The 21,486-nt window shown below is 68.2% G+C and carries 22 protein-coding genes and 1 pseudogene; 11 read left to right on the top strand and 12 right to left on the bottom strand.

Going from position 1 to position 21,486, the window contains the following annotated elements:
• The first annotated feature begins 136 nt into the window (after window positions 1–136).
• On the top strand, window positions 137–1,066 hold the full coding sequence (locus tag VB734_RS12130) for a S66 peptidase family protein (RefSeq protein ID WP_197165432.1): 930 nt from the start codon (window positions 137–139) through the stop codon (window positions 1,064–1,066).
• Here VB734_RS12130 and ispD read toward each other — a convergent pair.
• Entirely contained in the window at window positions 1,063–1,752 is a 690-nt protein-coding gene (gene ispD / locus VB734_RS12125; protein ID WP_197165433.1) for a 2-C-methyl-D-erythritol 4-phosphate cytidylyltransferase, read from the bottom strand. The two genes, VB734_RS12130 and ispD, sit on opposite strands and share 4 nt — an antisense overlap.
• A 78-nt stretch (window positions 1,753–1,830) precedes the next feature.
• On the opposite strand from ispD, the gene VB734_RS12120 reads away from it, so the two are divergent.
• From VB734_RS12120 to fabG, 3 genes are all read left to right on the top strand, one after another.
• Window positions 1,831–2,679 (top strand): glycosyltransferase family 9 protein, encoded by an 849-nt coding sequence (locus VB734_RS12120; protein WP_197165434.1) that lies wholly within the window; start codon window positions 1,831–1,833, stop codon window positions 2,677–2,679.
• Between the two features lie 29 nt (window positions 2,680–2,708).
• Entirely contained in the window at window positions 2,709–3,839 is a 1,131-nt protein-coding gene (locus tag VB734_RS12115) for a potassium channel family protein (RefSeq protein WP_197165435.1), read from the top strand.
• A gap of 62 nt (window positions 3,840–3,901) precedes the next feature.
• Complete coding sequence (fabG, locus tag VB734_RS12110; RefSeq protein ID WP_197165436.1) at window positions 3,902–4,660, top strand: 3-oxoacyl-[acyl-carrier-protein] reductase; 759 nt, start codon at window positions 3,902–3,904, stop codon at window positions 4,658–4,660.
• A 7-nt stretch (window positions 4,661–4,667) separates the two neighbouring features.
• Here the strand turns inward: fabG and VB734_RS12105 are convergent, their stop codons facing one another.
• Entirely contained in the window at window positions 4,668–4,916 is a 249-nt protein-coding gene (locus tag VB734_RS12105; RefSeq protein WP_197167591.1) for a hypothetical protein, read from the bottom strand.
• Window positions 4,917–5,115: 199 nt separating this feature from the next.
• On the opposite strand from VB734_RS12105, the gene groL reads away from it, so the two are divergent.
• The gene (gene groL / locus VB734_RS12100) at window positions 5,116–6,786 is read left to right on the top strand and encodes a chaperonin GroEL (protein ID WP_197165437.1); all 1,671 of its coding nucleotides are present in this window, start codon (window positions 5,116–5,118) and stop codon (window positions 6,784–6,786) included.
• A gap of 22 nt (window positions 6,787–6,808) precedes the next feature.
• Here groL and VB734_RS12095 read toward each other — a convergent pair whose 3' ends face one another.
• From VB734_RS12095 to VB734_RS12070, 6 genes are read right to left on the bottom strand one after another with little or no spacing between them, the layout of a single operon-like run.
• Window positions 6,809–7,516 (bottom strand): N-acetylmannosamine-6-phosphate 2-epimerase, encoded by a 708-nt coding sequence (locus VB734_RS12095; protein WP_197165438.1) that lies wholly within the window; start codon window positions 7,514–7,516, stop codon window positions 6,809–6,811.
• Window positions 7,517–7,522: 6 nt separating this feature from the next.
• Complete coding sequence (locus tag VB734_RS12090) at window positions 7,523–8,839, bottom strand: hypothetical protein (RefSeq protein ID WP_322782579.1); 1,317 nt, start codon at window positions 8,837–8,839, stop codon at window positions 7,523–7,525.
• A gap of 8 nt (window positions 8,840–8,847) precedes the next feature.
• The gene (locus VB734_RS12085; protein ID WP_197165440.1) at window positions 8,848–9,720 is read right to left on the bottom strand and encodes an ABC transporter permease; all 873 of its coding nucleotides are present in this window, start codon (window positions 9,718–9,720) and stop codon (window positions 8,848–8,850) included.
• Window positions 9,721–9,780: 60 nt separating this feature from the next.
• Window positions 9,781–10,788, bottom strand: coding sequence for an ATP-binding cassette domain-containing protein (locus VB734_RS12080; RefSeq protein WP_197165442.1), 1,008 nt, complete (start codon window positions 10,786–10,788; stop codon window positions 9,781–9,783).
• Window positions 10,789–10,840: 52 nt separating this feature from the next.
• Window positions 10,841–11,839 carry a heme o synthase gene (locus VB734_RS12075; protein ID WP_197165444.1) on the bottom strand — a complete coding sequence of 333 codons (999 nt, stop codon included), beginning with the start codon at window positions 11,837–11,839 and terminating at the stop codon, window positions 10,841–10,843.
• Window positions 11,832–12,794 carry a COX15/CtaA family protein gene (locus VB734_RS12070; protein WP_197165446.1) on the bottom strand — a complete coding sequence of 321 codons (963 nt, stop codon included), beginning with the start codon at window positions 12,792–12,794 and terminating at the stop codon, window positions 11,832–11,834. The genes VB734_RS12075 and VB734_RS12070 overlap by 8 nt, the downstream gene beginning before the upstream one ends.
• Before the next feature lie 200 nt (window positions 12,795–12,994).
• Here VB734_RS12070 and VB734_RS12065 point away from each other — a divergent pair, with 200 nt between their 5' ends.
• The 4 genes from VB734_RS12065 (at window position 12,995) to VB734_RS12050 (ending at window position 16,930) form a co-directional block, all read left to right on the top strand.
• The gene (locus VB734_RS12065) at window positions 12,995–13,894 is read left to right on the top strand and encodes a cytochrome c oxidase subunit II (RefSeq protein ID WP_197165448.1); all 900 of its coding nucleotides are present in this window, start codon (window positions 12,995–12,997) and stop codon (window positions 13,892–13,894) included.
• A gap of 103 nt (window positions 13,895–13,997) precedes the next feature.
• On the top strand, window positions 13,998–15,668 hold the full coding sequence (gene ctaD, locus VB734_RS12060; protein WP_197165450.1) for a cytochrome c oxidase subunit I: 1,671 nt from the start codon (window positions 13,998–14,000) through the stop codon (window positions 15,666–15,668).
• A gap of 209 nt (window positions 15,669–15,877) precedes the next feature.
• Entirely contained in the window at window positions 15,878–16,402 is a 525-nt protein-coding gene (locus tag VB734_RS12055; protein ID WP_231595032.1) for a cytochrome c oxidase subunit 3, read from the top strand.
• Between the two features lie 96 nt (window positions 16,403–16,498).
• On the top strand, window positions 16,499–16,930 hold the full coding sequence (locus tag VB734_RS12050; RefSeq protein WP_322782653.1) for an AbrB family transcriptional regulator: 432 nt from the start codon (window positions 16,499–16,501) through the stop codon (window positions 16,928–16,930).
• 27 nt (window positions 16,931–16,957) lie between these two features.
• Here the strand turns inward: VB734_RS12050 and VB734_RS12045 are convergent, their stop codons facing one another.
• The gene (locus VB734_RS12045) at window positions 16,958–17,554 is read right to left on the bottom strand and encodes an HdeD family acid-resistance protein (RefSeq protein WP_197165452.1); all 597 of its coding nucleotides are present in this window, start codon (window positions 17,552–17,554) and stop codon (window positions 16,958–16,960) included.
• A gap of 44 nt (window positions 17,555–17,598) precedes the next feature.
• Entirely contained in the window at window positions 17,599–18,249 is a 651-nt protein-coding gene (locus VB734_RS12040) for a riboflavin synthase (RefSeq protein ID WP_197165454.1), read from the bottom strand.
• Window positions 18,250–18,304: 55 nt separating this feature from the next.
• Between VB734_RS12040 and VB734_RS12035 the strand changes: the two genes are divergently transcribed.
• Both VB734_RS12035 and VB734_RS12030 read left to right on the top strand, forming a co-directional pair.
• Entirely contained in the window at window positions 18,305–18,913 is a 609-nt protein-coding gene (locus tag VB734_RS12035; protein ID WP_322782578.1) for a bifunctional nuclease family protein, read from the top strand.
• A complete protein-coding gene (locus VB734_RS12030) occupies window positions 18,879–20,057 on the top strand; it encodes an aldo/keto reductase (protein ID WP_322782577.1) in 1,179 nt (392 codons plus the stop codon). Before VB734_RS12035 ends, VB734_RS12030 begins: the two co-directional genes overlap by 35 nt.
• On the opposite strand, the gene VB734_RS12025 is transcribed toward VB734_RS12030, so the two are convergent.
• Window positions 20,054–21,130, bottom strand: a complete 1,077-nt coding sequence (locus VB734_RS12025; protein WP_323243368.1) for a hypothetical protein — start codon at window positions 21,128–21,130, stop codon at window positions 20,054–20,056. The two genes, VB734_RS12030 and VB734_RS12025, sit on opposite strands and share 4 nt — an antisense overlap.
• A gap of 20 nt (window positions 21,131–21,150) precedes the next feature.
• Window positions 21,151–21,486: pseudogene (locus VB734_RS12020) on the bottom strand (NaMN--DMB phosphoribosyltransferase); the annotation flags it as partial.

Genomic DNA, 21,486 nt, shown 5'->3' with positions numbered 1-21,486 from the left:
TGGCGGCGGCGGGCATGCAGCGGGAAGCCTGGCGCCTGCGGGGGCAGCCGCCGCGCTCCCGCTACGGGGAGCACTTCAGCCGCCAGGTGCAGCTTGGCTCCCTGCTGCTCCTGGCCCTGGTACTGGGGCGCGGGGCATGAGCGTCTGGTTGCCAGCCCCCCTGCGGCCGGGGGACCGGGTGAGGCTGGTGGCAGCCAGCTCCGCTCTGGCGGAGCGCCAGCGGCTGGAGGCGGGCATCGCCGTGCTGGAGGGCTGGGGACTGAACGTGGAGCTCCCCTTCACTCCTGAGCGGCGCTGGGGTTACCTGGCGGGGCGGGATCATGAACGGCTGGCCGACCTGCTGCCGGGTGGAGAGGCCGGCACCGGCGAACGGACCGCTCCAGTCGAGCCGGCCGGGCTGCTGGCCTGCGTACGCGGCGGCTGGGGTGCAGCACGCCTGCTGGAGCAGCCGCTGCCCCTGCCTGAGGGCTGGCTGCTGGGGTTCTCCGACGTGACCTCCCTGCTGCTGGCCCAGCAGGCCCGTGGCCTGCGGGGAGCGGTCCATGGCCCGATGGTCACCACCCTGGCGGCCGAGCCGCCCTGGAGCCAGGAGCGGCTGCGCCGGCTGCTCTTCGGCGAAGCCCCGGGGGCGCTGCAGGGAATCCCATGGCGGGGCGGGCAGGCCGAAGGTCCGCTGCTGGTGGCCAATCTCACCGTGGCCACCCATCTGCTGGGAACGAAGCACCTGCCCGATCTCCGGGGGGCAGTGCTGATCCTGGAAGACGTGGGCGAAGCCCCGTACCGGATCGAGCGCATGCTCACCCATTGGCGCCTCTGTGGCGCGCTGCAGCAGCTGGCCGGGATCGGCTTCGGCAGCTTCCAGGGCTGTGAGGAACCCGACGAAGCCCTGGTCTCGGCAGGTGAACGCTTCAGCCTCGAGCATGTGCTGCGCGAACGCACCGCCGACCTCGGCATCCCCGTCCTCGCGGGGCTGCCCGTGGGCCATGATCCCGGCAACGGCGCCCTGCCCCTGGGGGTGCCCTGCCGCCTGGATGGGGAATGCGGCGAGTTGAACCTGCTGCTCTAGGAACCACCGCCGCGGGCAGCCAGCACCGCCTCGGCGATGGTGAGATCAAACGGGGTGGTGAGCTTGATGTTTGAGGCTGAGGCCTCGATCACCCGCACCGGCCAGCCCAGACGCTCGAACAGCGAGGCGTCGTCGGTGACACTCCAACCCTCGGCCGCTGCCGTGGCATGGCCGCGGCGCAGCTGGGCCAGAGGGAAGCCCTGCGGAGTCTGGGCCGCCCAGAGCACCTGGCGGTCGGGGGTGTCCTCGATGGTGCCGTCGGCCGCCACCCGCTTGATCGTGTCCGACACCGGCACCGCGGCGATCACGGCCTCCCCCCGGGCGGCCGCGGCGGCGCAGCGGCTGATCAGATCCGGCTCCACGAGGCAGCGGGCTCCGTCGTGGATGAGAAGCGCTTCAGCCTCCGGCGGCAGGGCCGCCAGGCCGAGGCGCACCGACTCCTGGCGGGTGTCACCGCCCAGGATCCAATGCACGGGACGATCGGGCGCCGCGGCGGCCACCAGGGCCTCCACCTCCGCCTGATCCCGGCTCTGGCCCACCACCCCGATCCAGCTGATCTCCGGCGTGGCGAGGGCCGCCTCCAGGGTCCAGGCCAGGACAGGGCGCCCCGCCACAGGCAGCAGCAGCTTGTTCCGCTCGGCACCCATCCGGCGGCCACTGCCGGCGGCGGCAATCAGCAAATGCACAAGGGACTCCCTCGCAGCGGACAAACCTGACCAGATTCATACAATCAGGCCGCCCGCCGCCTTCCAGCCACCGCTCCGATGCGTGTTCTTGTACTGATCCCGGGCGGCATGGCAACTCAGCTGCAGGCCGTTCCGGCGGTGGCCGCCGTCGCCAGCCATCTCCATGCCCAGATTCAGGTGGCCTGCCCCCCCGGGGTGGCCGCGGCCTGGAGGCTGGTGCCGGCGGTGGAGAAAGTTCTCGGCTATGGCTTCGATCAGGGGGTGAGCCTGGCCGACTGGGCCAACCTGCTGGGGGGCGTTCGCGAACCCGATTTCCAGGTCTGCCTGAACCTGGGCAGTGGCTGGCCGATCGATCTGATGCTGTCCCTCGGCCACATCCCCACCCGGATCGCGACCGGGGGCTTCTCCGCCACCAGCACCGTCAGCCGCCAGCCGGGTTGGCCCAACCAGACCCTCGAGGCCTGGCTGCGCCCGATCGGCGTGCCCCTCGATGCGGCCGGCTTCCGTCTCAGCCTGCCCAAATCCGCGTTGGAGAAGGCGCTGGCCGCTGCACCGGCAGGTGATGGCCCCCTGCTTCTGCTGGCCCCTGACCCCCAGCCCACCGCGGCGGAACCTGACTGGCCGGCCCAGCGCTGGCAGGAGCTGCCGGAGGCGATCCGGGCCCGCCTGCCCCAGCTGCGCGTGCAGCAGGCCCGCGGTGATGGCAGCCCTCTGGAGCGAGCCGCCCAGGTGGCCGCCGCCGACGTGGTGCTCAGCCGCGATCCGATCACGACCGAACTGGCCCTCCTGACCGGCACTCCCCTGGTGGCCCTGGGTCGCAGTGGCGACAGCCTGCCCTCCCGCCCTGGTGTACAAGGACTCGGTGAGGCAACGTCCCTGCACGAGCTCGATGTTGCTGACGTCCTGCAGGCCCTTGGACTGGGCTGAGCGTCCCCTCTTCAACCCCGGCGCCTCGGATGCCTCCACCCCCCAGGCGTCGACGCCCCAGGCCTCCCTCCACCAGGATCCGGCAGCCCTGGCGATCCCCCCTGATCGCCCTGATCGCCCTGGTGAATTTTTCGGCGGCGGGCTACCGGTTCACCGAGGGCTGGGACTGGGGCGACTGCTACTGGATGGTGCTGGTGATCCTCACCACCCTGGGCTGGAGCGACGGCACCACCCAGCCCCTCTCCGGGGCCGGCCGTGTGGTCACCACCCTCTCGATCGCGGGGGGGTTGGTGGTGGTCCAGATGACCATCCAGGGGCTGCTCGGGCTCACCGATTCCGGCTACTTCCGCCGGATGCGCGAACTCCGCTTCCGCCGCTGGCTTCTCACGATGCATGATCACGTGATTCTCTGCGGCTATGGCCGGATCGGCCGGGAGATCGCCGACCAGATCACCGCCGAGGGGGTGCCGCTGCTGGTGGTCGAGATGGACCAGGGCCGCAAGGAAGCTGCGGAGGAACATGGCCTGCCGGTGCTTCAGGCCGATGCCACCCTCGATGAGACCCTGATGGAAGCGGGGATCCACCACTGCCGCAGCCTGGTGGCCGCCCTGCCCAGCAACGCCGCCAATCTCTACGTGGTGCTCAGCGCCCGTGGCATCGCGCCCCGCTGCCGCCTGATCGCCCGCTCCGACAGCGACGAGGCGGCACGAAAGCTCCGGCTGGCCGGCGCCGATCAGGTGGTGAGTCCCTATGTGGCCGGCGGGCGCAGCATGGCTGCCACGGCCCTGCGTCCCCTGGCGGTGCAGTTCATGGACCTGCTGGCCGGATCGGAGTGCGAGGTGGAGGAGTTTCAGATCAGCAGCAACGGCCAGCTGCTCGGGGATCTCAACGGCCGCACCCTGGCCGAGCTGGAACTGCGCCGGCGCACCGGTGCCCTTGTGCTGGCGGTGCGTATGCCCGCCCCGAAGGCGAACAACCCGTCCGTGTACCGCGGGATCACCAGTGCTCCCCTTCCCCCGAAACTGATCGCCAACCCCAATGGCGATGTGCGGTTGATGCCGGGCCAGTTGCTGGTGGTGATGGGCAGCAAGGAGGAACTGCAACGCTTCGCCCAGCTGCTGGGCCCCGCGCTGGAGGGAGTCGAAGCGATGACCAACTGAGGTGGCCAACTGAACGTGGCCAGGGGGGCGCATACGATCGCCCTCTCCTCGCCGCCCCGCCGATGACCGGATCCGCTGTTGCCCCACTCACGGGCCAGGTGGCTCTGGTCACCGGAGCCAGCCGCGGCATCGGCCGGGCCATCGCCCTGGACCTGGCCGCCAGCGGAGCCGAGGTGGTCGTGAACTATGCCGCGTCCGCTGACGCTGCCGAAGCGGTGGTGGAGGCCATCACCGCCACCGGCGGCCTGGCCTGGAGTCACCGCGCCGACGTCTCCCAGGAAACGGAGGTGGAGGCGATGGTCAAGCAGGTGCTGGAGCGCAGCGGCCGGCTCGACGTGCTTGTGAACAACGCCGGCATCACCCGTGACGGGCTGCTGATGCGCATGAAGACCTCGGACTGGCAGAGCGTGATCGACCTCAACCTGACCGGCGTCTTCCTCTGCAGCCGTGCTGTCTGCCGCACGATGCTCAAGGCCCGCAGCGGCCGGATCATCAACATCACGTCGGTGGTGGGGCTGATGGGAAACCCCGGCCAGGCCAACTACAGCGCCGCCAAGGCCGGTGTGATCGGCTTCACCCGCAGCACCGCCGCCGAGCTGGCCAGCCGAGGAGTCACCGTCAACGCCGTGGCCCCGGGTTTCATCGCCTCCGACATGACCAAGGATCTGGACGTCGAGCGGATCCAGGCGGCCATTCCCCTGGGCCGGCTGGGTCAGCCCGAGGACGTGGCCGGTGTGGTGCGCTTTCTGGCCGCCGATCCCGCCGCCGCCTACATGACCGGCCAGGTGCTGCAGGTGGATGGCGGCCTGGTGATGCGCTGAGGCCCGATCACGACTGGATCGGCTGCCCCAGCTCCTCCCTCAGGCGGCGGATGCGCTGCAGCAGCCTCAGACGCCGACTGCGGGCCGTGATCGTCAGGAACAGGCGCAGGGGCACATAGACGAGGGCCATGGCCAGTCCCAGGCCGGCGATGACCAGGAAGACCATCAGGCTGGCTCCCGAAACCGAGTCGATCGCGGGATCGGTGAGCGCATCGGCCACCGAGGCCGAGAGGCTGGCACGCAGGTTCTCCTCCATGACTGGACCTTATCGGCAGATGCGGCCTGCCGCAGCGCCCGGGTGGGCAAGCGATTCGGCTTTCCCCACCAGCCAGCCCCAGACTGGGTCCCGGCCGCTGTGGGACGCTGAATTCCATTGGGTGCGGCGGCCGTACCCTTTTCCGCCCGGGAGGTCGTCCCACCCCGGCGTCAGACCTTCACCACCTCCTGCACGACCGATGGCCAAGCTGATCAGTTTTTCCGACGCCTCCAGGGGATCGCTCGAGCGTGGGGTGAATGCCCTGGCGGATGCCGTACGGGTCACGATCGGACCGAAGGGCCGCAACGTGGTGCTGGAGAAGTCCTTCGGAGCCCCCGACATCGTCAATGACGGGGTGACGATCGCCAAGGAAATCAGCCTGGAGGATCCCTTCGAGAATGTGGGGGCCCGGCTGATCCAGCAGGTGGCCTCCAAGACCAAGGACCAGGCCGGCGACGGCACCACCACCGCCACGGTGCTCGCCCAGGCACTGGTGCACGAGGGACTGCGCAACGTGGCCGCCGGCGCCAACCCTGTGGGGCTGCGCCGCGGCATGGAGAAGGCGGCGGCACGGGTGGTGAAGAGCATCGCCTCCCTGGCCCAGCCCGTTGCCGGCGACGCCATCCGTCAGGTGGCCACGGTGAGTTCCGGAGGTGATGAGGAAGTGGGCCGGATGGTGGCCGAGGCCATGGACACGGTGAGCACCGACGGGGTGATCACCGTGGAGGAATCCCGCTCCCTCTCCACCGAGCTGGAGGTCACCGAGGGCATGGCCTTCGATCGTGGCTACTCCTCCCCCTACTTCGTCACCGATGGCGACCGCCAGGTGTGCGAGTACGACAACGCCCTGCTGCTGGTGACCGATCGCAAGATCAGCAGCCTCAACGATCTGGTTCCGGTTCTGGAGGCCGTCGCCCGGGCCGGCTCACCCCTGGTGATCCTGGCGGAGGAGGTCTCCGGCGAGGCGCTCGCCACCCTGGTGGTCAACAAGAACCGGGGGGTACTCCAGGTGGCGGCCGTGCGCGCGCCCGGCTTCGGTGACCGCCGCAAGGCCATGCTCGAGGACATCGCCATCCTCACCGGCGCCACCCTGATCAGCGAAGACCGGGCCATGACCCTTGAGAAAGTGGCTCTGGGTGATCTCGGCCGCATGCGCAGGATCACGATCAGCAAGGACACCACGACCATCGTGGGCACCGAGGATCACAGCGCCGCCGTGGCCGACCGCGTCGCCTCGATCCGCCGAGAGCTGGACGCCACCGACTCCGAGTACGACCGCGAAAAGCTGAACGAGCGCCTGGCCAAGCTGGCCGGCGGCGTAGCCGTGATCAAGGTGGGAGCCCCGACCGAAACCGAGCTGCGCAACCGCAAGCTGCGCATTGAGGACGCCCTCAATGCCACCCGTGCGGCGGTGGAGGAGGGCATCGTGGCGGGCGGCGGATTCACGCTGCTGCAGCTGGCCACGGGACTCGACGGGTTGATCGCCGACCTGAGCGGGGATGAGCGCACCGGCGCTGAGATCGTGCAGCGGTCCCTGGCGGCACCGGCCCGACAGATCGCCAACAATGCCGGTGCCAACGGCTCGGTGGTGGTCGCCGAGGCCCAGCGCCTGGGCAAGGGCTACAACGCCGTCAGTGGCACCTACGACGACATGGTGGCCGTCGGCATCCTCGATGCCGCCAAGGTTGTGCGCCTGGCCCTGCAGGACGCCGTCTCGATCGCGGCCATGCTGATCACCACCGAAGTGGTGATCACCGACAAACCGGAACCACCCGCCCCGGCCGGTGCCGGCATGGATGGCATGGGAGGAATGGGTGGCATGGGAGGGATGGGCGGCATGGGCGGCATGGGCATGCCCGGAATGATGTGATCCCTCCCCTCGGGCCGCTCCGTCAGAGGTCGGCGGCCATCCGCCCCACGTAGGCGGCCACCTGGAGATCCACCCCCGTGATGGCTGTGCCAACGACCACAGCGTCCGCTCCCTCCTCCAGAGCTCTGACCGCCTGATCTGCGCTGGACACTCCCCCTTCGCAGATCAGGGCGGCGTCTGGAGGCAACTGCTGGCGCAACAGCGGCAGCAACTCCCAGGCCGGGGGACGCCGATCGGCTGTGGCCTCGGTGTACCCGAACAGGGTGGTGCCCACCCACTGACAGCCGAGAGCCGACGCCCGCAGCCCGTTCTCGAGGCTGTCGACATCAGCCATCAGCGGGGCCCCGAGATCACGCTGAGCCCGCTTGATCAGACTGGCCAGATCCTCCCCGCCCGGGCGGGCCCTGGAGGTGGCATCGATCGCCACGATGTCGGCCCCTGCCGCCCACACAGCGCGCACCTCCTCCCAGCCCGGTGTGATGTACACGGAGCTGTCGGGGTAGACCCGCTTCCAGAGGCCAACGATGAGGGCCCCGGGGCAGCGCCGCCGCACAGCCCCGATGTGCTCGGGGCTCTCGAGGCGAACCCCGACCGCACCCTGGGCCAGGCTGGCCTCCGCCATGGCGGCGATTACCGAGGGATCACGCATCGGCGACCCCTGGGGAGCCTGGACCGAGACGATCAGACGGCCCTGCAGGGCTCCTCGAACCAGGCGCGAATCAACGACCACAGACCCTCAGGAGGCCTGACGATGGTCGTCCTGCTCAAGCGAATCCGGAAGCCAGGAACGCAGCGAGTCGAGGGCGGGATGGCTGGGTGCGGGTGATGGGGTCGCCGGCCGGTTCGTCCGAGCACCACGACCTGCGCTGCTGCCCGACTCGCCACGCCCCCGACGTGTCTGCCGGGAGGCCTGAGGCGGCTGCTGCAGCGCGAAGGGAGGTGGCGCGATCGGGCCGCGCGGAGCCGGCGGCTGGGCAGGGAAGGCATCCAGCAACGGCTCAGAAGGCGTGAAGGCCTGTGGACCAGCCTGATCGTCCCTCGGCCAAGGGGTCCCGTCTCTGGAAAAACCAGGCTCCATGGGACTGTGGGACTGGAGTGGGGATTCCTCCTGCTCGTTGCCGAAGGTGCTGGCCACCTCCTCGACGCAGTCCTTGAGCAGTCCGCGCAGGCGGGAGAAGGGATTGCGCCGTTGTCCGGACGGCTTCTCGGAAACCGTCTCCTCTGAAGCGGGATCAGCAGGAACAGCGATGGCCTCGGTTGGCGTCTCCGGCTGGAGTTGTGTCAAGGATTCAGGCTGGGATTGAGCCTCAAGAGGAGGGAAGGCCTCCAGTTGCAGCTCCGGGGGTGGGGCCATCACCGGCGGAACGATCGGGGGAGCCAGGGGCTTCTCCGCCAGCTCCGATTGCATCGCGAAAATGGCCTGCACGTTGAAGCTGGGCAGGGGTTCGAGATCAGGTATCGGACCGAACGCTTCCGCAAGGGGGGGCAGGGGCTCGGTGGCCGAAACGACTGGCGGCTCGGGAGCTGCGGCTTCGATGCCGACGAGTTCAGAAGCAGCAGGTTCAACGGCAGCGACGTCCATGTCTTCAACCTGACCTGACTCTCCGTCGTCAACGGCTGCCGGAGGCTCCAGTTGAGGTTCAGCCTCCGGGGCCGGCTGAGCCTGCTGCTCGAGGGCTGAAGGGACCAGCCACTCGGCCGGCAGGGGGAGAGTGTCCTCGGGCGCGGGAGCGGTGAGCAACGGCTCCGTGGCAACGGAGATCGTGGCCGCCCCCGCAGGCTGGGAACCAGAACGAGCCTCGTTGGCAACGGCCTCCGGGGTAGGACGCAGCAATTGTTCGCGCCACCACAGGCGGGCGGTCTCATCGAGAGCCTGGCCCTGGATCAGGCTCTCCAGCGCTTCGACCCCATGGCGGTGGGCCCAGCGCAGGGAGTGGGCGGCGAGCAGGGCTCCATCCCGCTGCTCCAGTGCCTTGAGCAGATGCTGCGGCGAGAGCCTCGAGCTGCCATGGGACATCGGGTCAGCAGCAAGGGGGGGATGGGTGGTGGACACGGGGGGACTCAACTGAGTTTGCGATCCAACAGAGGCCGGATCAGGAGAAAGAGGCCGAGGGCGAGGGCGGCGAGCAGTCCGAGGCAGGTGAGGCCGGTGAGATCCCCGTAAGGAGCTTCCAGCACAACAGCCTGAAGGGAGAAGCTGCCGGCGTAGGCAGCGCGGATGGGTTCTATGGCGAAGGTAAGTGGATTCAGGGCCGCAAGCCAGCCCAGCCAGGTGGGCATGAAGGAAATCGGTGCCAGCGCGGTACTGGCGAACAGCAGGGGAAGGTTGGCCACGAAGATCACCGCGATCAACTCGATGTGCCCCGGCAAGGCGAAGGCCAGCCCCAGGCTGAGGGCGGTCACGGCGAACACCAGCAGCAGCAGGGTCACCAGCACCAGCAGCAGACCGGCACCTCCCGGCCAGCCGTAACCCAGCAGGGCCGCCGTGACCATGATCGCCAGGCTCTGGATCAGGCTGAGGGTGGTGATGTAGAGCACCGAGGCCAGCACGATCGAGCTGCGGGAGCGCAGGGGAGCCACCAGCAGCCGGTTGAGGAATCCGAATTCCCGATCGAACATCACCGGCAGGCCGGCGTTGAGGGCCGCACTGAAGGCGGTGAAGACGATCACCCCCGCCCCCAGGAAGCGTCCATAGCTCATGCCATCCGGCAACAGGCCCTCCGGCGCCTTGGCGAACAGCGCCCCGAACAGCACCAGCCAGATCAGTGGCTGAAGCACACCGGCCACCAGTGTGGAGGGGCGCCGGGCCAGCTGCAGGAACAGCCGGTGGGTGAGTGCCAGGGTCTCCTGGCTGAGGTCGGCGAAGGCGGAACGCCGGGCCGGAACCTGATCGGGCGGTGCGGCGTTGAGCGTCAGGGGCGAGGCGCTGGTCATGGCCGGGGGACGGGAGTAGCGGGCGGGCGGAGGATCGGGCGGGACATCACGACAGGGGAATCAGCGCATGGCCTGTTTGCGCTCGGCCTTGGGATCACGGCTGCCGACCACCTCCAGTTCGGCATCCATCAACGTACGGCCGGTGGCCTGGAGGTAGACGTCGTCGAGGCTGGGGCGGCTCTGGGAGAGGGAAAACACCGGCAGCTGAGCCTCGCTCAGTTGATGGCGCAGCTGATCGATCACGGCCTCCCCATCCACCACCAGGTTGAGGGAATGGCCCTGGGCACGGTTCACCACCACCTGGCGCACACCTGGGCAGCCCTGGAGCACCTGCTGCACCCGGGCCGACTCCGACTCATCACTGAATTCGCGCACCCTCAGGGTGACGCGATCACCGCCAAGGGCGCGTTTGAGCTCGCCGGGGCTTCCCTCGGCGATCATACGGCCCCCGTCGAGGATCGCCAGCCTGTCGGCGAGAGCATCGATCTCCTCCAGATAATGGCTGCTGAGCAGGACCGTGGTGCCGGCGTCGCGCAGCTGCCTCAGCACCTGCCAGATCACGGCGCGGCTTTCGATGTCGAGCCCCACGGTGGGTTCGTCCAGCACCAGCACCGAGGGCTGATGCAGCAGGCCGCTGGCGAGATCGAGGCGGCGACGCATGCCTCCGGAATAGGTGCCGCAGCGACGGTCGATCCATCCACCCATGCCCAGAAGCTGGATCAGTTCCTCGATCCGCTGGCGCAGGTGGGTCGGCGCCAGGTGATAGAGGGCACCCTGGAGGCGCAGCAACTCCCGGCCGGTGAGAATCTTGTCAATGGCCACGTCCTGGGCCACGTAGCCCAGGCGCTCCCGCACCTGGCGGGGCTGCTGCAGAGCATCGAGCCCAGCCACGCGAACGGCACCGGAATCCGGAGCCAGCAGGGTGCAGAGGATGCGCAGAGCCGTGGTCTTGCCGGCCCCGTTGGGTCCGAGCAGGCCATAGAGGCTGCCGGCCGGAACACGCAGGCTGAGGCCGTCGAGGGCGATGACAGACCCGTAGGTCTTGCTGATCTGATCCAGCTGGATCATGGCTTCTGGCTGCGCTGCTGACACTCCGGCCCGGCCAATGGAAGCGTGCAATCTAGAAAGCGGGGGAGGGGAGATTGAGCGCAGCCAGCAATTCGCCGGTCTGAAGGCTGAAGATCTCGGCGCCGGGAAGCCTGGCCAGCAGCAGCAGCAGGCAGATGCCGAAGAGATAGAGGATCGACCAGCGGAACAGCCCCCGGGCCGGAGCCACCTCATCGGGAGCGAGACCCAGGGTGTGGGCCATCTGCAGAAGCCGGGCGTTGAAGGGAATCACGAGAAGGCCGTAGAGCCAGCCGCCGGTGGGCAGTGCCAGCACCCCCAGCAGGCTCACCAGCACGGTGGCACGGGCGTAGTGGCCGATCGCCTCGGCGGTCACCTCGGTTCCTTTGACCACAGGCAGCATCGGAATACCGACCGAGCGGTAGTCCTCCTTGAGCAGCAGGGCCAGAGCCCAGAAATGGGCGGGAGTCCAGAGCATCACCAGGCCGAACAGCCACCAGCCGCCCAGGCCCACATGGCCCGTGGCCGCGGCGGCACCCACCAGGGGAGGGATCGCTCCGGCCACGCCCCCGATGACGATGTTCTGGGTGGTGCGGGGCTTGAGCAGGGCTGTGTAGAGCAACACGTAGCTGCAGAGGCCCAGCAGGGAAAGCGCGGCAGCGAGGCAGTTCACACCGCTCACCAGCAGCAGGGCAGCCGCGCAGGTGAGCGAGACCGCCACAGCGAAGGCGTTGCCGGCCGACAACCGACCTGAGGGAAGGGCGCGGCCGCTGGTGCGCACCATGCGCCCATCGAGCTCCTGCTCCCAGAGGCAGTTGAGCACTCCGGCGGCCGCGGAGGCCAGGGCTCCACCGCCGAGGGTGCAGGCCAGGCGAGGCGCCGTCATCGGCCAGCCTTCGGAGAGGGCCATACCCCCGAGGGTGGTGGCCAGAAGCAGGGGAATGAGCCTGGGTTTGGCGATTTCAAGCCAGGGGGGCAGCCTCACCTTGGAGCGGGAAGGAACCACCTGGTCGCGGCTGCTGAGCTGAGGGCTGAGGCTGGTGGCGCTAACCATGGCAGGACTCGAGGCGGGGGGTCTGGGGCTGGACGACGGCGATCGCTGCGGAAACGGGGATCGGCCGATGGCGCATGGCCAGGGCACTCAGCACGGCCACCAGAAGGGCCGCCGTGAGCTGATGGGCCACGGTGACCAGGGGCACCGCGAGGGAGAGGCGCAGGGTGAGCACGCCGAGGGCGATCTGCAGGGCCACCAACAGCAGAGCCCCTAGGGCATAGGGACCTTGACGGCCCCATGTCTCACGCACCAGGAGATGGGCAGCCGCCAGCACCACGACCGCCGCGGCCACGGGCGCGGCCAGCTGACGATGCAAGGCCAGCCAGCTGCAGGCCACCCCCGACGTCAGACAGCGTCCCGAGGCCCACTGGGTGGCCATCAGGGCACCGCTCACCGCCTGGACGAGCACCGCCAGGGCGGCGACGGCGCTGGCCAGCCACCAGCCGTGGCGCCGCAGCCCCGTCAGAGGAGAAACAGCCGGAGGGGATGTGGTGGTGATCGGCTGTCGTTCGGGTTCGACCAGCCCTTGGTGGATGGCGCTCACCAGGGCCACCAGCACCAGGGCGGTGAAGAGGTGGGCCGTGACCACGTCGAACCGGAGCAGCTGGGTGACCGTCAGGGCACCGAGCAACCCCTGAACGGCGACCAGGACAAGGGCGGCGGCGCTGGCAGCGATCAGCCAGAGCGGACGGCGGCCGGGGGGGCGCCGGAGCACCGCCAGCTGAAGGGCCAGCAGCGCCAGACCGACGAGGAAGGCATCCAGCCGGTGGAACCACTCCAGAAACACCTGGAGATTCATCTGTCGACCCGGCAGAAAGGTGCCGTAGCAGAGGGGCCAGTCGGGGCAGGCCAGCCCGGCTTCCATGACCCTGGTGGCGCCGCCGATGCCCACCAGCGCGATCAGGGCCACCACCAGATGGGAGGTCAGGAGAGTGGTGAGGCGGGCGGATTGCATGGGGGAAAGCTAGCGATCACGGTCGGTGTTGCTGTTCGGTTGTGGGGAAGCACGCACGTGTCCGGGCAGGGCCCATCCGCAACGACTCGCCATCATGTGCTGAGTTCCGCACAGGCTTTCGCAGCACACCGAGAGCTTGCGGGCGACTGCGAGCGCTGTGCCGGCGATCCCCATATGGTGGAGAGAGCTTTGTGCCAGTCGTGCCGATCCCGTCTGCCGTTCTCAGCCTCGTCGTGGGAATGGCCCTTGTGCTCAGTGGCCTCTGGATTGGCCAGAATGTCGAGCTGCTGCCGGTGGCGGCAAGCCTGAATGCTCCGATCTACGACCAACTCTTCAAGGTTCTCTTCAGCATTGGCAGCATCCTTTTCATCGGTATTTTTGGCCTGCTGGTGTTCAGTCTGATCCGTTTTCGCCGCCGTGAAGGTGAATCCGGCGACGGAGTGGCTGTGGAAGGAAATCTGCAGCTGGAAATCTTCTGGACCGCCATTCCGGCGGTTGTCGTGCTGTTCGTCGGCATCTACAGCTACGACATCTATGACCGCATGGGCGGAATGGTTCCCCTCAGCGACCCCCACGCCATGCATGGCTCGATGATCACGTCGCAAGAGACCGACGGCAGCGGCAATGCCGTGATCCAGGCCTCGGTGCTGGGCACTCCTCCCGAGCCATCCGCTCGGATCTGGGGTGGGATCGGGTCCGCCCAGGCCTCAGCCGGTGCCCCTCTCCCCGTGGAAGTCACCGCACTCCAGTTCGCCTTCCTCTTCCACTACCCCCAGGGGGACATCACCAGCGGAGAGCTGCATGTTCAGAAGGGCCAGCCGGTTGAGCTGCGCATGGAGGCACGGGATGTGATCCATGCCTTCTGGGTGCCTGAATTTCGACTCAAGCAGGACGTCATCCCCGGACAGCCCACCCTGCTGACCTTCACTCCGACCAGGGCCGGCAGCTATCCGATCATCTGCGCCGAGCTCTGCGGCCCATATCACGGCGGCATGCGCTCGACTGTCGTGGTGCATGAACCCGATGAGTTCGCCACCTGGTTCGAGAAGAACAACACCGCCACCGTGGCCACAGCCCCCAGCGCCAGCTCCACAGGCTGATCGGAGCCGCATCGCTCGCTGGGCGGGACCGTGAGAGCCCCCAGCGTCAGCGTCCGGAAATCCTGCTTCTGACCCGTCACCCACCGCCACGCCGCTCGCCACCATGACCATCACCCTCCCGCCGCAGACCAGTTCGTCGCCGCCTGGGCTTCAGCCCCAGGGTTGGCTCCGTTACCTCAGCTTCAGTCTTGATCACAAGGTGATCGGCCTGCAGTACATGGTGGCCGGCTTTTTCTTCTATCTGGTCGGCGGAGCGCTGGCTGGAATGATCCGGGCTGAGCTGGTGAGCCCGATCTCGGATTTCCTCAGCCGGGAGGTCTACAACGAGGTGCTGACCCTCCATGGCACCGTGATGATCTTTCTCTGGATCGTGCCGGTGGTGAACGGAGCCTTCGGGAACTACCTGATTCCGTTTTATGTCGGTGCCCGTGACATGGCTTTTCCACGGCTCAATGCCGTGGCCTTCTGGCTGATCCCTCCGGCCGGATTCCTGCTGATCGCCAGTTACTTCATCGCCGGTGCCGCTCAGTCCGGCTGGACGGCCTACCCACCGTTGAGCCTGACCACGCCGGCGGCGGGTCAGGTGGTCTGGATTCTGAGTGTGCTGCTCCTCGGGGGCAGTTCCATCTTCGGTGGCATCAATTTCATCGCCACGATTCTGAAGATGCGTCGGCCGGGCCTCAAGATGATGCAGCTGCCGATGTACTGCTGGGCGATGCTGGGCACCAGCATCCTGGTGGTGCTCTCGACCCCTGTGCTGGCGGGCACGCTGGTGCTGCTCAGCTTCGACATCATTGCCCACACCGGCTTCTTCAACCCTGCCCTTGGCGGCAACGCGGTGGTGTATCAGCACTTGTTCTGGTTTTACTCACACCCAGCCGTTTACATCATGGTCTTGCCGGCCTTCGGCCTGGTGAGCGAGATCCTGCCGGTGCATGCCCGCAAACCTCTGTTCGGCTACACCACCATGGTGTATTCGATTCTGGGCATTGTTTTTCTGGGTTTGATCGTCTGGGCCCACCACATGTTCACCAGCGCCACACCCCCCTGGATGCGCCTGTTCTTCACGATCGCCACGGCCTTCATTGCGGTACCCACCGGCATCAAGTTCTTCAACTGGCTGGCCACGCTCTGGGGGGGAAAGATTGCCCTGAACAGCGCCATGCTGTTTTCCTGTGCCTTCATCGTCCACTTTGTCTTCGGGGGCATCACCGGAGTGGCCCTTGCCCAGGTCCCCTTCGACATCCACGTTCACGATACCTATTTTGTGGTAGGCCATTTCCACTACGTGGTCTACGGCGGCACCGTCTTCGTCATCTTCGGCTCGATCTACCACTGGTTCCCTAAATTCACCGGCCGGATGTTGAATGAGGATCTCGGCAGGTTCCACTTCCTCATCACCTTCATCGGCTTCAACCTCTGCTTCGCCCCCCAGCACTGGCTTGGTCTCAATGGCATGCCCCGCCGGGTGGCCGAATATGACCCCCAGTTCACTCTGGTGAATCAGATCAGCAGCGTCGGTGCCCTGCTGATGGCGCTCAGCACCCTGCCCTTCCTGATCAATGTGTTCTGGAGTGCCTTTTCGGGGCGTGTCGCCGGAGACAACCCCTGGAACGCCCTCACGCCGGAGTGGCTCACCACCTCTCCGCCGCCGGTGGAGAACTGGGCCGGTGAAGCTCCCCTGGTGACCCACCCCTATGGCTACGGAGTTCCTCCTGGCCGGATCGATCTCGGGGCGGCCACCGGCCGCGAGATCTGGTCCAGCGGTCAATGACCGGGGACAGCTCCGGCCGTCGCGATGACTGCCGGGCCAGCCCCATTCCCAGCCGTCCCTGATTTCCTCCTTCATCGCCAGGAGCCGCCATGACAGCTTTCTCCCCCAGCTCGGATCAATCCCCCTCCGACACCCTCGCCCCGCCTCTGTCCGAGGGATCGGCGCTCGTGCCCCACGCTGCGGCCGAGGAGGGCCATCCCGATCACCGCATGTTCGGCCTGGCCACCTTCCTGGTGGCCGACGGCATGACCTTTGCCGGCTTCTTCGCCGCCTACCTGACCTTCAGGGCCGTGAATCCCCTTCCGGCAGGTGCGGTCTACGAGCTGGAGCTGATCCTGCCCACGATCAACACCGTGCTGCTGGTGCTGAGCAGCTTCACCTTTCATCGCGCCGCCAGGGAGCTGCGCCAGGATCAGCTCGGGGCCTGCCGCCTCTGGCTGCTGATCACCGCCGGCCTGGGCCTGGCCTTCCTGGGTGGCCAGATGGTGGAGTACTTCTCCCTGCCCTTCGGGCTCACCGACAATCTCTACGCCAGCACCTTCTATGCGCTGACGGGATTCCACGGGCTGCACGTGACGCTGGGGGCTCTGATGATCCTGATCGTCTGGTGGCAGGCCCGCACCCCTGGGCGATTCACCGCCGATCATCACTTCGGGGTCGAAGCCGCCGAGCTCTACTGGCACTTCGTCGATGGAATCTGGTTGATTCTCTACGGGATTCTCTACCTGCTCTGAACAGAGGAGCCTTGCCGAATCTGCATCCTCATGGCCAGAATCGTGGACAGGACTGTCACAACCATGTCGAATGTCATGCCCTCGCTCGGCAGAACCATGCTCCAGGGCAAGGAGTTGCTTGACAAGGCACGCTCCCTGAGCAATTGCTCGGAAGATGAAATCGCCCGGGGCTGCGGCTATGTGAGCCCGGGGGGGCGGCTGCTGAAAAAGAGTTTCTACAGGGCTCTGGTGGAAGCCAAGGGCTACAAGCTTGGAGGAGCCGCGACCAGCTCCGGAGTGAGCAAGGGGCGCCAGGCTGAGTTCCGCACCCGCGTGCATGGCAACGGCAACCTGCTCATCGGCCATGCCTACACACGGCGCATGGGTCTGGAGCCCGGCCAGGAGTTCCACATCCAGATCCACCACGAAACAGGCTCGATCTGGCTTCTGCCCGTCGAAGACAGCAGCGGTTCAGGCGAACCGGAGACGGGCGGCGGTGAGTCCGATGCCTCTCCAGCCAGCGCTCCTCCGTCGGCGCCGCATCCCTGACACGCGTGGCGGCTGCCGGACTCGCCTTCAGTCCTCATCGGGATGGAAGCTGGCGCCGAAGGCGAGCAGGTCGACACCGCTGAACAGGAAGCTCACCCCCACCAGGATCCCCAGCACCGAGAGCTGCCCCGCCAGTTTCATCGAGAGGATCAGAATCCCCAGCACCAGGGTGACCAGGCCGTTGAGCAATCCCCAGGCCCAGCCGGGCGCACCCCGGTGGCTGATCGCCACCAGTGCCGCCACCAGACCTTCCACAAGAAACACCACCCCCACGGCCAGCGACAGGGCCGCCACCTGATCGGCCACCTGCAGCGGACCGCCGCGGAACTGGGAGATCATCCAGCCGCCGGTCACCAGGAACAGAGTCGAGACCACCAGGCGCCAGAAGGTGTGACGACGGCTGAGCTGACGGGCCCTGACCAGGTTGTCGATCCAGCCCACAAGCCCCCCCACCAGGAAGGCCAGGGCCACCATCGCCGTGATCCAGAAGGAGGCCACCACCGGGAACACCAGCGCCAGAACCCCCAGCACCAGCATCAGCACGCCTTCGGCGATGGTGAAGGTGCGAAGAGCAGCCACCTGGTGCCGCTCGAGAGGACGCAGAGGCGGAAGCGGCGACGTCATGGTGGGCCATTCAGGGGCTGGGGCGATCAGATTACGGCGACACTTCAGCCCCAGCCGTGCTCCGCCAGCCAGGCCCGATCGAGCCGGGGACCTGACACCCGAGGGGACGGCTCCTGCTGCAGCAGACGTTCGGTGTACTTCGCCAGCAGATCCGCCTCCAGGTTGACCCGATCGCCCACCTTCCGCTCCAGCAGCGTGGTGCTCACCCAGGTGTGGGGGATCACGGCGATCCAGAAGCGGTCCCCGGCCGGGCTGCTGCCCGCCACCGTGAGGCTGATGCCGTCAACGGCCACACTGGCCTTGTCGCAGACATAGCGGCCATAGGCGGGATCCTCCCAGGCCAGTTCCAGCCGCCAGGAGCCCGCCTCCTGAGCCACCGCCAGCACCTCACCAAGGCCATCGACGTGGCCGCTGACCAGGTGCCCCCCCAGACGATCCGAAAGCCGCAGCGCCGGCTCGAGATTCACGGCCGCACCGGCTTCGGCCTTGGCGGCCAGGGTGCTGCGCCGCAGCGTCTCCTCACTGACATCGGCGCGGAAGGCATCCGCCATCAGCGCACTGACCGTGAGGCAGACCCCATCAACCGCCACGCTGTCGCCGAGGGCCAGGGGATCCAGGCCGCTCAGTCCCTCGACGGTGACGCCGTGGACATGGCGCCGCAGACGGCCCACCGCCTGAACCAGACCGGTAAACATGGAGGGCTGCGGCGCTGCTGGCCATAATCGGATAAAGGGCCAGCGCTTCAGGACCATGGTGGAGATGCGCGTTGCCGGAATCGCCCTGGATGCGGCCAGCCGCAGCCCGATCGTGCTGCTCCGGGATCCCTCCGGACGCCGCCAGGTGCCGATCTGGATCGACCAGGCCCAGGCCCAGAACATCCTTGCGGGCCTGGGTGGAACGACCCCGCCCCGCCCCCTCAGCCACGACCTGATGGCCGCCCTGATGGCGGTGGGAGGAGTCAGCCTCGAGAAGGTGATCATCCACTCGATCGAGGACGCCACCTTCCGGGCCGTGCTCAAGCTCACTGATTCCGATGGCGAGGCCAGCGAACTCGACTGCCGGCCCAGCGATGCCATCGCCCTGGCTCTGCGCACCGGCAGCGGCATCTGGATGCTGGAGGAGGTGGTGGCCGATGCCTCGATCCCTGTGGATTCCGAAGCCGATGCCGAGGAGAAAGCCGATTTCCGCCGCTTTCTCGACCAGGTGAGCCCCGCCGAGCTGATCCGCAACCTCGGCAGGGCCCAGCGTCAGGACAGCCCTGAGGGCGGTGACGACGAGTCAGGCCCGGATGATGCGGGCGACAGTCCCGCCAACGGACCGATGGATGAACCACCAGCCCCCTCCTCCAGCAACGCCTGAGGTCGTTGGGGCGTCCGAGCGTCGCCCGTTCGGCACGGGCCCCGAGGTCTCCCTGTTCAGCCTGGGGACGATGCGGGCCCTCGGCAGCCCCGAGCAGATGCTGGAGGTGCTCGAGGCCGCACTGGATGCGGGCATCAACCACGTCGAGACGGCCCCCTCCTACGGTCCAGCCGAGGCCTACCTGGGTCAGGCCCTGGCCCGGATCGGTGCCCGCCGCCCCCGGGACCGCGCCGATCTGGTGCTCACCAGCAAGATCCTTCCCGGTGCCTCCCTCGAGATCGGCCAGACCCAGCTGCTCGCGAGTCTCGAGCGGCTGGGGACAGGCCGCCTCGACAACCTCGCGGTGCATGGACTCAACAGGCCCGAGCACCTGGACTGGGCCCTTCATGGGGCAGGGGCCAGGCTGCTGGAGTGGGCCCTGGCACAGGGGCTCGTTGGTCAGGTTGGTTTCAGCAGCCATGGTTCCACTCCCCTGATCGAGCAGGCCCTGGCCAGCGGGCGGTTCAGCTTCTGCAGTCTTCACCTCCATCTCTTCGATCAGGAGAGGCTGCCGCTGGCCCGGCGGGCCCTGGCCGGGGGGCTGGGAGTCCTGGCCATTTCACCGGCTGACAAGGGCGGTCGCCTCTACGACCCACCGGCGCAACTGACCGCCGACTGCGCACCCCTGGAGCCCCTGCGGCTGGCCTACCGGTTCCTGCTGGCCCAGGGAATCAGCAGCCTCACTCTCGGGGCCGAACGACGGCAGGATCTGGAACTCGCCGCACAGCTCAGGGCCGCTGCCGGCCCCCTGGACAACCAGGAACTCCTTGCCCTCGGACGCCTGGAGGCCAGCGGCCGTGCCCGCCTGGGCGCCGAGCGCTGCGGCCAGTGCCGGGCCTGCCTGCCCTGTCCGAGCGGCGTACCGATCCCCGAGCTGCTGCGGCTGCGCAATCTGGCCCTGGGCCATGGAATGGAGACCTTCGCCCGGGAGCGTTACAACCTGATCGGCAGGGCTGGCCACTGGTGGGAAGCGCTCGATGCCCGTGCCTGTCGATCCTGCGCCGCCTGTCTGCCCCGCTGTCCCCATGGGCTGGAGATCCCCGTCCTGCTGGCTGACACCCATCGGCGCCTGGCGGCGGCCCCACGGCGCCGGCTCTGGGGCTAGGGCAGGGAGGAGCCGCTCCGGTCCCAGAGCGACTGCAGCTGGCGACGCTGGTCCTCCGCCAGCGGCGGCAGGGAGGTGCAGCGCGCCAGCACGGCTGGCGGCGGATAGAGCAGGGCGGCCACCGCCGGTGGCCAGCTGGAGAGGGCCTCAGCCAGGAGCTCCCGGCGCAGAGGCGGCACCCAGCCGGCTGCCAGCAGGCGGCTGAGCAGGGGCTTCTCGCGGGCCTCCAGCAACCATCTCAGCGGCGGGACGTCCCGGGTCTGGGACGGGCGCAGCAGCAGGTTCCACCAGAGAGCTGACCCGCTGGCGGGCAGCAGGGCGGTCAGGCGGGTGTCGCTGCGCAGCAGCGGCAGGACCCTCTGGCTGGGGAGCACGGCGGCCTCCACCCGGCCGGAGAGCAACAGGTTGAGGCCATCGCTGTCGTCGAAGGCGGCGGCCTGGCCGCGCAGACGGCTGAGCTGAGCGCCCAGGCGGGGGTCCCCGAAGCTGGCGGGATCGCCCGGAGGCAACCCCAGCTGGCGCAGGCCCAGATCCATCACCAGCCGGGGTGAGGAAGGCAGCAGCAGCTCTCCCCGCAGGCTGGGATCCAGCAGCAGTGACCAGCCCTCGGCCGCCCGGGCCACCAGGTCACGGCGGTTGCGCAGCACCAGCAACCAGGTGCCGAAGGCCCAGGGATAGGCGAGGGCCGGGGCCGGCTCAGGGCGAAACAGGCGAGTGAGCGGCTGGGCCTCGGGCGCCAGCCCCTCCCACAGCTCAGCGGCTGCAGGGGAGGCCGCCGACACGAACGGCTGCCAGGCCGTGGCCTCGCTCGCATCCAGCCAGCCGTCCCCCAGCTGGACCAGGGCAGCAGAGCGGGCCGACAGCACCGCTGCGGGGTCATCCACGGGCATGGCCCGCCAGGGATCGGGCAGGCGCTTCGCCCAGGCAGCGGGCAACTCTCCGCGCCCGTAGACCAGCTGCACCGCTGAACCCCTGCTGCAGCCCCCCAGCAGGCCCAGGCCTGCCAGGGCGGAGAGCTGCAGCAGCCTGCGGCGGCTCATGGAGCAGCTGAGGGGGCGGGGATCGGCCTGCATGGCTGGACCCTAGGAGGCGATCAGGAGCCCTCCCGCATCCGCTCCATGGCCTGATCACAGGCGGCAGCCAGCGCCCCGGTGGAGCGGCCGCTCAGCTCCCAGAGCAGGGCGAGACCGCCAGCCCCCACCCCTTCCTTGACGTAGCCCCGCTCGTAGTCGCGCAGGGCGGCACTGCGGCAGTGATCAAAGCGGAGGGAGCTGGCAAAGGCCATCGGCTTCACTCCCCAGCGCTCCCCGAGGCGTTCCAGCAGCAGGCTCAGGTCGCTGCCGGGTTCCTCGGCCACCCAGGCGGTGGTGGCGAGGGCCCCGTGTTCCGCCAGACAGGGGCGCTGGTGGGCCGGCGCCAGGGCCAGAGC

The sequence above is a fragment of the Synechococcus sp. BA-124 BA4 genome (assembly GCF_034931165.1).
The sequence above is the reverse complement of the archived record's forward strand: the minus strand, read 5'-3'. Positions and strand labels throughout refer to the sequence as shown.

What these genes read in the sequence shown, in the direction of transcription:
- VB734_RS12120 (WP_197165434.1), top strand. Translation starts at nt 1,831, where the DNA reads ATGCGTGTTCTTGTACTGATCCCGGGCGGCATGGCAACTCAGCTGCAG.
- VB734_RS12050 (WP_322782653.1), top strand. Translation starts at nt 16,499, where the DNA reads ATGCTCCAGGGCAAGGAGTTGCTTGACAAGGCACGCTCCCTGAGCAAT.
- VB734_RS12075 (WP_197165444.1), bottom strand. Translation starts at nt 11,839, where the DNA reads ATGGTTAGCGCCACCAGCCTCAGCCCTCAGCTCAGCAGCCGCGACCAG.
- VB734_RS12130 (WP_197165432.1), top strand. Translation starts at nt 137, where the DNA reads ATGAGCGTCTGGTTGCCAGCCCCCCTGCGGCCGGGGGACCGGGTGAGG.
- VB734_RS12035 (WP_322782578.1), top strand. Translation starts at nt 18,305, where the DNA reads ATGGTGGAGATGCGCGTTGCCGGAATCGCCCTGGATGCGGCCAGCCGC.
- VB734_RS12105 (WP_197167591.1), bottom strand. Translation starts at nt 4,916, where the DNA reads ATGGAGGAGAACCTGCGTGCCAGCCTCTCGGCCTCGGTGGCCGATGCG.
- fabG (WP_197165436.1), top strand. Translation starts at nt 3,902, where the DNA reads ATGACCGGATCCGCTGTTGCCCCACTCACGGGCCAGGTGGCTCTGGTC.
- VB734_RS12055 (WP_231595032.1), top strand. Translation starts at nt 15,878, where the DNA reads ATGTTCGGCCTGGCCACCTTCCTGGTGGCCGACGGCATGACCTTTGCC.
- VB734_RS12040 (WP_197165454.1), bottom strand. Translation starts at nt 18,249, where the DNA reads ATGTTTACCGGTCTGGTTCAGGCGGTGGGCCGTCTGCGGCGCCATGTC.
- groL (WP_197165437.1), top strand. Translation starts at nt 5,116, where the DNA reads ATGGCCAAGCTGATCAGTTTTTCCGACGCCTCCAGGGGATCGCTCGAG.
- VB734_RS12070 (WP_197165446.1), bottom strand. Translation starts at nt 12,794, where the DNA reads ATGCAATCCGCCCGCCTCACCACTCTCCTGACCTCCCATCTGGTGGTG.
- VB734_RS12085 (WP_197165440.1), bottom strand. Translation starts at nt 9,720, where the DNA reads ATGACCAGCGCCTCGCCCCTGACGCTCAACGCCGCACCGCCCGATCAG.
- VB734_RS12115 (WP_197165435.1), top strand. Translation starts at nt 2,709, where the DNA reads ATGCCTCCACCCCCCAGGCGTCGACGCCCCAGGCCTCCCTCCACCAGG.
- VB734_RS12080 (WP_197165442.1), bottom strand. Translation starts at nt 10,788, where the DNA reads ATGATCCAGCTGGATCAGATCAGCAAGACCTACGGGTCTGTCATCGCC.
- VB734_RS12045 (WP_197165452.1), bottom strand. Translation starts at nt 17,554, where the DNA reads ATGACGTCGCCGCTTCCGCCTCTGCGTCCTCTCGAGCGGCACCAGGTG.
- VB734_RS12030 (WP_322782577.1), top strand. Translation starts at nt 18,879, where the DNA reads ATGAACCACCAGCCCCCTCCTCCAGCAACGCCTGAGGTCGTTGGGGCG.
- ctaD (WP_197165450.1), top strand. Translation starts at nt 13,998, where the DNA reads ATGACCATCACCCTCCCGCCGCAGACCAGTTCGTCGCCGCCTGGGCTT.
- VB734_RS12025 (WP_323243368.1), bottom strand. Translation starts at nt 21,130, where the DNA reads ATGCAGGCCGATCCCCGCCCCCTCAGCTGCTCCATGAGCCGCCGCAGG.